Raw genomic sequence first — 10052 nt, 5'->3', positions numbered from 1 at the left:
GATGCATCGCCTTCAAGCTATCAAAACTAAGACCGGCGCAAGCAGGTCAGATACAAAAAGGCGAAGCCTCTTCAGGCTCCGCCTTTTGTTGTTTGGGCGAAAGAGAGCAAAAGGTCTTGAGGGATTCCGGTCGTTCTCTCGTTTAATGTCCGAGCAGTTCCAGTTCGGGCGGATATCAACTATCAACCCAGCCCGTTACTTGCTCACTGGCAAGCCGTTTCCAGTCCACGCTTCAAGTCCGCCACGATACCAGAACGTCGTCCAGCCAAGCGTGGCCGCGCGCAATGCAGCATTATAGGATGAACGGTCACGCAGCCCCTTACCGAAGAAAACAACCCCCACGCTCTTGTCGCCGCCAGCCTTTTCAGTCAGCCATTCATCTAAAGGTTGCTGCAGGCTATCCGTAACGCTGCCGTCGCGCCCGGCATCCGGCAGAGAATAGGCGTTTTGCAAAGTCTCTTGCAGACCGCTTGTATCGACGAAAAGAGTTTTTCGACCATTCGTGATAATCTTCACAACTTCAACGGTGGTTATAACCGTCGCTCTGGCGTGCTTATTCGGTGTTGGTCCAACATATGGTGACTGAAATAGTACCATGCTCGCGGCAACACCATCATCGCGCAACTCGTCTAAGTCAGCGCCTGCCGCTCCACCTGAATCTGGAGCCGAGGCATTGGTGGTTTGTCCCGCAGAACCGCCCTGAGCACTTCCAGTCTCAACGTCAGAAATCATGACCGCCAGATGTTCAAACAAGTCATAGCACATGGTGATCGATCCTTCTTTTGGATCGTACCAAGCGTTCAACTGACCACAGTCGCGGAACGTAACGGTTATCGGTCGTGGCAGCACATAGGTCTGAGACAAGTTATCGAAATAGCCCGTCAAAGCGCCCGACAGCTTCGCCGCATAAAAGTTACCCACTCTGCGCGATGAAGGTTCGAACACAGTTTTAATAGCAGCTCCCGGCGCATTTGCTGGCTGTTCGCCTTCCGGATGCCACTCACCCGAACGGGTATGCGGGGCAAGAATTTTGCGCCAGGCACGGTTTTGCTTGTTGAACTCATCTGAACAACGGAACCGTGTCCGTTCGTCCAACTGCACTCCATCGGCAATCGAACTGAAGACTTTCGGGTTTCCGCCATACATGATGCAAAGCATGTTACGGAAACGCTTTAGATCGGCCGTATGCTCGTCCTGCCATGGTGAAGGCGCGCTACCCTTCATTTCGTTGAGTTTGCCGCTGTAATACCATTGCAGCGCAGCATAGCTCGCGCTTCCAATTGCCATGTCGTCGACTTCTTTGTCGCCTGATGGATACATGGTTGGCTCGACAATCTGTAGAGCGGAATAGATGTCGACGGCATCCTCTTCGGGACCAGTCGACGGGAGTTGTAGCTCCCCAATCAAGGCATGACCAAATTCATGCGCAAAGATACTGCGCATAAGTCCGAAATACACCGAGGCGATCCGGTTTCCATCACCACCAAAGTCCGGTAACGGGCCAGAATCTCCCCCTGAACCCGACACAGGTTGAGAGCCATTATCGGCCGTTTGCGGCGCGGGTTGTGAGCCGGTATCGGCTGTCTGTGGCGCCGCACCACCGCCCTGCCCGCTTCCAACAATTGGTTGTGTTGGGACGTTCTCGCCGTCAGACGTGATACTGAAATTGGCGATCCCGAACATTCCAGTATCGTACGCCATTACGCCGATTTGTGCACCGAGAGCTGGTGAGCCCTGAACGTCGCCAATCATTCTTCCATTCAGAAGGAACCGTGTTACACCGGGAACCTCGACCATCTCGATGACGTCGGTACCGTCGAGCTTGGCGACGTTTGGTATCGTTGCAATATTGCGCTGCTGGCCATTTTCCATGCAGAAAAGCTTAACGCTCTTATCTGCGACGACCTCCATAAGACAGATCGCCTTATTGGCGGGATTGGATGCAATCAGCCCCAAAGAAGCACTAGGCTTCGACGAATTGACGGCAATTGTTACCTTTGTTGCGCGACCAGCTTCAGGCGCGGGTCCGGCATTGAGAACCAGTGTCTGCTCCGTAGCGCTGGCCTGCTGGTTATTGAGAACAAACCATCCATCATGTGCGGCCCCGGTCCAACCCTGAACAATCTGCGATGATGCAGCCGAGGCGAGTGGGCCTAGTTCCCTCTCAAATTCTGCATGGGCAGGAAGATTGGACGCGATGAAACTCGCGAAGAAAACCGCACCCAACAGACGCATTCGAAAGTCCCCATTCCGCTAATTTCATCAATATGGCACGGCTTTTATCCCGGATAATAAGGCATCCGTCCGCCCAAAACTCTGATCTGCATTCAATTCATTTATTGCAATACGATTCAACAGATTGATGTCAATCGGTAATTGTTCATTCGTCTAAGCAGATAGTGGATTACCGCCCAATAAATTGGTCCTTTATCTACAACCTTGAGGACCTAACTACTTGTGTTGCAACTCGCGCCGTCCTTTTGAAATCATCACCCAACCGATGACGGTCAACAGCCCGCCTCCGATTGCCATTGGCAATACTAGGACGAACAACCAGAACAAAAACGCGGTGGCTGCATCGTTACGACCCGACGCCCCAAGGTTCGCGCCTTCCTGCATAGCTGGGCCAGAAACAAATAGCGTAGCAAGCAAACCGAGGAGGATAACAGCTCCCAGCACAAAGCAGCCCCAACCCATTTGAAGTTTGCGCGTTTCAAATCGGGACAACCAAACAGCCCCCACAACTACCACGAGTAGCTGAACAAGCACTGCAATGATGATTGCACTATCAAGGCTGTCTGAATTGGCCGTTGCAGCAGTCACGGTGTCCATCTGGGCTGGAAAAAAGGCCATTGCCAATGGTGCCAAGAGACCAAATCCAAAACGTGCCAACAAAATGCCAAATACAATACTAATAAGCCACTTGGTCCATACTGAGTTCATCAGACAACTTTCTTGCAGCCCGTTTCGATCTGATTAAATCGGACCGGTGGTCTAACCGTTTGTTTTAACGCGCATCTTGTTCGAAAATGTTTCATTCTTTTCGGGATGCGCTTTACAAGCTCGTCTCGGCAAAAAATGCCTTATATCAACGAACACTAGACGGAAGATCGGAGAAAGGTCAATTCAGTATTGTCCACAGAACAGGCAATTGACTCACCTGTGGATGTTTGCAATGCGATAAAATGATTGCTTTCGTTCTGGCAGAAGATACGGAAGTTCCAAGGTTCCATTGCAAGCCGTGATCGATGCCAGCCTTAGTATAGGTATTAGATCATGATCAAGAAAGCATCTGAAATGAACAGAACACTGCGCGCACTTGTCCTGGCATCAACCATCAATGCAGTCTTTGCAATTTCTCATGTTGCCATTGGAAGTGCTGGACCTGCCGCAGGGGCAGAAGCAGCGATTGCACAGCAGGAAATGCAGGAACAACCGGCACCCGGCACGGACACTTTCGGACACTCCCAATTCATTCTGTCTGGCAATCCGATCGCCCCGCCACGCGATTATGCTAAGGGATTGGAGGTTCCTGATACCGATGACTACAGCCCGGATGAAAGCGGAACGATCTACGATATTGCTTTTCTGGGGATCGAAAATGGGGAAATGCAGTTTGAGGTTCGCGGCTACTCGATCGCAGATTTGAACTCTCCAGCGACAGGGCAGACCTCCCACTTTCCGCAAGATCAGAAGACCGTCGAAATACGCGATATCGTTATTGAAATTGAAGAAGTTACGGAAGGTAGCCTGACCTACACGATCGCATATCGGAAGTAATCGGTCGCTACGCAGTAAGCTTGGCCCATTCAGGCGCAGCGCCATCATCTTCAAGCCCGCCATTAAGCGCAAATTGATCCAGCGTCATAGCATCCAAAACGCCAACGATTGCCTCGCGGACAAGAAGCATCGAACGACGAACTTGACAGGCCTTATGATCCTCGCAATCTTCGCAAGGTTCATAGGCGGTACGGCTGGCACAGCGAATAGGCGCCAAAGGCCCATCCAAAACACGGATGGCCTGACCCATCGTGATTTCGCTGGCTGGTTTTGCCAAACTATAACCACCGCCTGGCCCCTTCTTCGAACGCAAAATACCATCGTTGCGCAACTCCAACAGGATTGCGTCAAGAAACTTTTTCGAAATGTTGTTTTTAGTGGCGATGTCGGCAACGAATGCGCTCTCCCCTGGGGGAAGCAAAGCGAGGTGCGCCAGCGCTTTGAGGCCGTATTTCCCCTTTTTCGTAAGCATAGAACAACCTCCGCCGATTTTATAAACGGAGGCTTTGCACTAAATCGAGCGGATTAATAGTCTACCGCAACAGACCAAATGTCACATTCAGTCTGTTGCTTAATATCAGCTTAGTGAGAAAGGCACAGATCGCCTGAATGGGAAGTAGCGGATGCCTGCTTGTTCAGCTCGTAAAGTTCTGCGATTTCCGTCGCCACAAGCTCCTGAAGCTTCCATAGATTGCGATCGCGGATGCCTTTTTCTTCCAGATGCTTGACTGTGAGATACAAATATTCCGCGCAGGACCCAATATGTCCACAGGCACGCGCCAATGTTCGGGCCACCGTCTCAAGCGGTAAACCGTTCAACACCCGCTCTCCGCGTGGTCCAGCCCAGAATGTAAGCGCCCGCACTGGTCCTTCAGGTGTCTCAAGTGACACCCAGCGAATACTCGATGCGTCACTTATCGAGCTAATCTCTCGACGGATCATGCGTTGAATCTGGCCCAACCTGTCTTCGTCGGAGAGCCGGAAGGCAATTCCATTGCAACTGCCGCCACGCTTTAGAGCAAGCATTAAACCGGGCTGGCTTTGTGTGCCGCGCCAGCGTGTCAGCCTCAGGCAGAATGACCTATGCCAGCCCTTCAGTCCGCCATAACGCCAATCGACGGCATTGAAATCCGGTTTCCATATAAGGGAGCCATAAGCGAACACCCATAATGGATCTTTGCCACTTTCGAGATACAGTTTTTCTGAAAGTTTTTGCACATCAAGATCAGTCATCGGAACCCTATTTGGTTCCGGCCCCCGATCTACTTCTGCCCGAATGCTCAGCGAAACCAATTCCTCAGTCAGCGTCATTCTGGATGCAAAATCAGTCAATGCACTTCTTCCTATTTAAACGAACCTTGTGCCAAGCCCCGGCTATTATGAAATGAAAATGCCCTCGTCCTCAAGCCCGCAAAGACGCCTTAGCATCGTCAAGCTGACGTATTTTCGAAAACAAAATTTCACGATCAGATAAATGTCGCTCAAACAGTGCGATGAAAATCGTATTGTCTGCGATATGCGGCAACGGGGCAGACTGAGCACGACGTAGGCTCTCATTCGCCTCCTGCTTGGCAGATTCAACAGCGGCCAATAGTGACGCAATGGTCCCTCGCGCTCTTCCGCTTTCGGTATAGCTCGGCGATGAAGAATGCTGATAATCTGACTGCGCTTGCATCATAATCACACCTCCTATCCATGGCATTTACGATCTAATGGTCTAGTGTTCATTGTAGCGTTTGCTATGCAGCAGAAACGAGGCAGTTCAAGCTATTCACGTGCGGAAAGTAGGAATATCGACCTTTGTTAGACCGAGATTAATGGAAAAAAGTCCCATGAGAGAAGTGGCGGCCAAAGCCGCCATTCCATGGTTCACAGCTGAAAAGCTGCTTTACTACGAGATCAGAATGACCGCTGGAAACGGACCACACCCTGCCATGCATCCTGACCTTTCAGGATTGAGTTCTTGTCATCCCATTTGGTGTAGGAAATCTGTGGGGTGATGGTGAAACCCGGAACCAGCTGATAGGCAACGTTTGCACTCGCTGCGAATGTTTTGGCATCTTCATAAGCCAGCTGAACGTTAAAGACTGCCTTACTGGTGGCTTTAAACTTGGCACCACCCCAGACAGCCCAATCACCGCCCCATGTTCCATAGAAACTGTCGATGACACGCACACCCCGATAGCTGCTGCTGCCGCCATCATGGACGACAGCGCCACCTGCATCGTAGTGAACATAGTGATCATCATTCGACTTGTATGCGCCGAGCAGCCAGAGAGAGAACTGTTCGGTTACATTGACATCAAGACGAACCTTGCTGGCCCAGTCTTCGTTGACGGCATCATAGGCAACGACACCGGCAATCGAGCCCCAGCTCTGAGCATATTTCAAACCACCGACCACATGTGGTGTGTAATCATCAATCACGCCATTCCAGTCGACATCAACATTGTTGCCCTGCTCAAGAGCGATAATGGCCGAAAAGCCGTTACCGCCCTTGAATGTGTAGCTGATCTGATTGGTGCGATAACCACCGGCGCTGATAACATCGTCATTCAAAACATCACCGAAATATCCAGTGAAAGTGTAGAATGCCGTGTCATCCAGACCAACGCGCAGACCGCCAAGCTGGATGAACGCACGGTTGAGCGTCGTTCCGGCATCCACACCATTACCGAAATTGAACCGGGTTTCAGTAAAGGTCGAAAGCGTACCAAGCTCCGTTTCGGAAGCCGTCGATGTGCGTAATGTGAAACGCGTATTATTCGTCCAGGTATCATAGGACTTACCACGCGGGCTCAGATTATAAGCACTTCCGTCCGGAGCACGGCTGATACCTGCACCACGATAATAGACGTTATCGCCTCCCCTCAGGTCGTAACGAACATAACCATGGATACGCAGGCAGGTTTCCGTTCCCGGAATGTAGAAATAACCCGCTCCGTAAGCATCACAGACACGCACATATTCTACAGCCTCCGGTTCCGGCGCTACAATTGCATCGGCTGCATTTGCGTGTGTTACCCCAAGAACAGCGAATGCCGAACCGATTACAGTGTTTTTCAGAATCATAATTATCCCCACTAACAATAAACAAAGTCGTTCTATTTCAGAGGGATAATTCAATTAAGGCAATTATATCTAATTATTGTAAAATATATGACAAATAATGTTTCTTATAATAACATTCAAAATTGATATAATTACACAACTCAACAAAATTATATTCTATAGTTTCGACAAACAAAACTAATATAAACTATATAATATTGATTACTTGCTCGTTATTTTCTTTTGAATTCAATGATAATCGAACCAGCCCCTAGTCAGCTATGACTGGTTCTTGAAACAGTGACAAATAGCGCTCTCCGCTATCAGGCAGAACGGCAACGATGGTCTTTCCCGCATTCTCCGGGCGCTTTGCGATGTGAAGGGCCGCAGCAATCGCAGCCCCGGAAGACGTACCGACCAGGAAGCCCTCTTCCCGCGCAACCGATAATGCGGCACGTCGAGCCTGCTCCGTCGTCACCGCAACAATTTCATCGACAATAGTCTTGTCGTAGTTTTCAGGCAGAATGGTCTCATCGATATCGGTGACTTTGTGAACGCCTTCAATGGTTTCGGCTTTTGGATTATCGGCGGAAGGCACAGAATCTGCCGTCGGCTCCACCAGAATGATGCGAAGAGATGATTTCTTTTCTTTCAGATATTTTCCCGCCCCTGAAATGGTCCCGCCAGTGCCCACTGTGCTGACCAGAATATCCACTTCACCATCCGTGTCGTGCCAGATTTCCGGGCCAGTCGTTTCAAAATGGATTGCAGGATTGGCAGGATTGGACCGCTGGCCTGTGTAATAAGCTCCCGGATTTTCGCTGCGAATGCGATCGAGCACCTTTTGCAGCGCTCCCACTTCCAGCAATTCGTCATTATCAATCAGCACGATTTCAGACCCGAACTGACGCAGGATATTGATTTTGTCTTCGCTGATCGTATCACGCAGGTAAAACTTCGTTCGATAGCCCTTTGCGGCAGCAACAGCCGCAATACCAATGCCGGTATTTCCGCTCGTCAGATCTACCAGAAGGTCCCCCGGCTTAATTTTACCGGCACGCTCGGCATCCCGAATAATCCCCCATGCTGTACGGTCTTTGATGCTGCCAGCGGGATTGAGATATTCGATTTTTGCGAGAAGCCGCACAGAAACGTCATTGCTCTTCTGAAGGCTTGAGAAAGCAACAAGAGGCGTATTGCCGACAAGCTCCGAAAAGCCATTGCGTATGTTACCCATGGTCCACTCCCTCTTGCCAACAGGCATCAAAATTCGACATCTAATTTTCACCAACCGCCGAATTTTATTAAGAAAATTATTCACTTAGTTCGCCCGGCACATAGATTTGCAATCCATTGCAGGAGGCCTCTTTGCATTTATATTCGCGTAGCAACGCTGTCCGGATCATCATGAATGATGTCCCCTATTCGATAGGCTGACCGGATTCGCACGAGCCTTGCTGATTGCTGCCTCAAGGATTGAAGGTTCTAACTTCTCATGCCCTGACCATCGAAAGCGTATCCAGCCATTCTGGTCTACGAGAAAGCTTGTCCCATCGGCAGTTGGTGTCAGAAGCTGCATAGCCACAGCCGCAGTTTGTTCGGAAACATCGCATTGTGCCGTGATGCCATTGCTATCAACCGCAAAGGCTTCAAGCTGTTCCCCCTTAAGAAGAAGCAGCCAGAAATTGTCGGATTGCCGACCGACCTCATGCCGTCTGGCCCCGCAATAGACCTTAATCCGTGGGCTTGCCGCCGGATAAACCGCACCATCAAGCGCAGGCATACTGATCGTTCGGGCGGACGCAATCGTGCGGATATAATCCACTAGCGACCACGCGGCTTTCGCATCCACCACCGTTTCAAAACCGGGCATGGATTGCCGACTGTCTTGCAACTTTCTGCCATGCATGATCGTCCAGAAGATTTCGCCGTCACTGCGATCCGCAAACAAGGGTGCTGTCAGATCAGGTGGCCATACCGGATCGCCTGTTGCCTGTTCACCGCGCCCGCGCCCATCATTGCCATGACAGGATGCACAATTGTTTCCGAAAGCCGCAGCACCCCGCGCAATTGCGATGGACGTATAGGATGTGGACGAGCGCAAAAAGCTTGCTTCATTAGCATCCTGAACAAACAATCCGATGCGTGGTGGCTGGAACAACACGAACCCGATAACTGCTGCGATAACAATAGCTTGACATCGCCATTTCGGCAGAAAAAGGCATCCAATACCGATCAGAAATGCCAGAAGAAGTGACTTGAAGCTCCGCCATGCGGCATCGACGAGAAACGCATCAGCCAGAATATTGTCGCGCAAACGATAGGCGAAAGGCCAGATGATGTCTTCATGTACGCCGGGCGGTTGTGTGGCGAGAAGTGACGCCGCGAGAAACACGGCTAGGCCAATTGTTCCCTCAAAGATGAGCGCATAGCCAATTCCACGCCCGCTGCTGCCAGCACGGCTCAGCCAGAAACGATTGAGTGCTGCAAGTGTCAGCATGGCTGCCAGAAGCGCGATCTTCACGATCATGATCCTGCCGTAAGTGGTACCAACTAGCCCCGGCAGACCACCAGTCAAAAGCCATCCTGCAATTGCGGCACCAACAACAAGAACTGCAACAAAAACAATGCCATATAGCGAAAATCGCTGTGCTGCCTGCAAGCCGTCATCTCGCGAAACACGTAAGAGAAGATAGAGCGGAAGTAGCGAACCAAACCATAGAGCACCGGCAATCACATGCGCAGAAACCGCCAGCGGCAGCCAGATAGTATCAGCTGCTGCGGCGTGCCCCATGCGAATCTGGAGACCAAGCGCCAAAACAGCGATCAAAAACAAAAGGATACGTATGGCTTGAGACTTTATCGCATACGGCAAAAGCAAAGCAGCAAGCACGATTGCCAATGCGCGCAGGCACGATGCAACACCGAAGCCTGTGCCTAAAAGTCCGCTTGGGAAAAAGGCGAATGCATCAGAAAAACTGTTCGCACCAGACAACAGTGAGAACTGAAGCGGCACCCACAGAACCAGTCCAAAAGCACTGATAGCCACAGAATAGACACAAAGTTGACACGAAATTCTCACAAAAGACGCAAGTTTGACGTCACTTATTCCGCGTGGAACAAGCAAAATGCGAAAAAATAGCGCCCCTGCGAGCATTGCGAGGCCCGCAAGATTGAGGCATCGCACGAGCACAATGACGATATCAATTCCAGTCATTGCG

The 10052-nt window shown here is 50.7% G+C and carries 9 protein-coding genes; 1 reads left to right on the top strand and 8 read right to left on the bottom strand.

Going from position 1 to position 10052, the window contains the following annotated elements:
- Nucleotides 1-195: 195 nt before the first annotated feature.
- Both QBD00_RS19490 and QBD00_RS19485 read right to left on the bottom strand, forming a co-directional pair.
- Entirely contained in the window at nucleotides 196-2235 is a 2040-nt protein-coding gene (locus tag QBD00_RS19490; RefSeq protein ID WP_318580310.1) for a DUF4344 domain-containing metallopeptidase, read from the bottom strand.
- A 216-nt stretch (nucleotides 2236-2451) separates the two neighbouring features.
- On the bottom strand, nucleotides 2452-2943 hold the full coding sequence (locus QBD00_RS19485) for a hypothetical protein (protein ID WP_318580309.1): 492 nt from the start codon (nucleotides 2941-2943) through the stop codon (nucleotides 2452-2454).
- 333 nt (nucleotides 2944-3276) lie between these two features.
- On the opposite strand from QBD00_RS19485, the gene QBD00_RS19480 reads away from it, so the two are divergent.
- Nucleotides 3277-3780 carry a hypothetical protein gene (locus tag QBD00_RS19480; protein WP_318580308.1) on the top strand — a complete coding sequence of 168 codons (504 nt, stop codon included), beginning with the start codon at nucleotides 3277-3279 and terminating at the stop codon, nucleotides 3778-3780.
- Between the two features lie 7 nt (nucleotides 3781-3787).
- Here the strand turns inward: QBD00_RS19480 and QBD00_RS19475 are convergent, their stop codons facing one another.
- From QBD00_RS19475 to QBD00_RS19450, 6 genes are all read right to left on the bottom strand, one after another.
- On the bottom strand, nucleotides 3788-4252 hold the full coding sequence (locus QBD00_RS19475; protein ID WP_318580307.1) for an Rrf2 family transcriptional regulator: 465 nt from the start codon (nucleotides 4250-4252) through the stop codon (nucleotides 3788-3790).
- Between the two features lie 110 nt (nucleotides 4253-4362).
- A complete protein-coding gene (locus QBD00_RS19470; RefSeq protein WP_318580314.1) occupies nucleotides 4363-5091 on the bottom strand; it encodes a gamma-glutamylcyclotransferase in 729 nt (242 codons plus the stop codon).
- Between the two features lie 91 nt (nucleotides 5092-5182).
- Entirely contained in the window at nucleotides 5183-5458 is a 276-nt protein-coding gene (locus QBD00_RS19465) for a hypothetical protein (RefSeq protein ID WP_151091515.1), read from the bottom strand.
- A gap of 221 nt (nucleotides 5459-5679) precedes the next feature.
- A complete protein-coding gene (locus QBD00_RS19460; protein WP_318580306.1) occupies nucleotides 5680-6852 on the bottom strand; it encodes a porin in 1173 nt (390 codons plus the stop codon).
- A 250-nt stretch (nucleotides 6853-7102) separates the two neighbouring features.
- Nucleotides 7103-8068 (bottom strand): cysteine synthase family protein, encoded by a 966-nt coding sequence (locus QBD00_RS19455; protein ID WP_318580305.1) that lies wholly within the window; start codon nucleotides 8066-8068, stop codon nucleotides 7103-7105.
- A 168-nt stretch (nucleotides 8069-8236) separates the two neighbouring features.
- A complete protein-coding gene (locus QBD00_RS19450) occupies nucleotides 8237-10048 on the bottom strand; it encodes a CopD family protein (protein WP_318580304.1) in 1812 nt (603 codons plus the stop codon).
- Nucleotides 10049-10052 lie beyond the last annotated feature (4 nt).

Origin of the sequence: Ochrobactrum sp. AN78, from assembly GCF_029909885.1 — a bacterium.
Lineage (GTDB): Bacteria > Pseudomonadota > Alphaproteobacteria > Rhizobiales > Rhizobiaceae > Brucella > Brucella quorumnocens.
The sequence above is the reverse complement of the archived record's forward strand: the minus strand, read 5'-3'. Positions and strand labels throughout refer to the sequence as shown.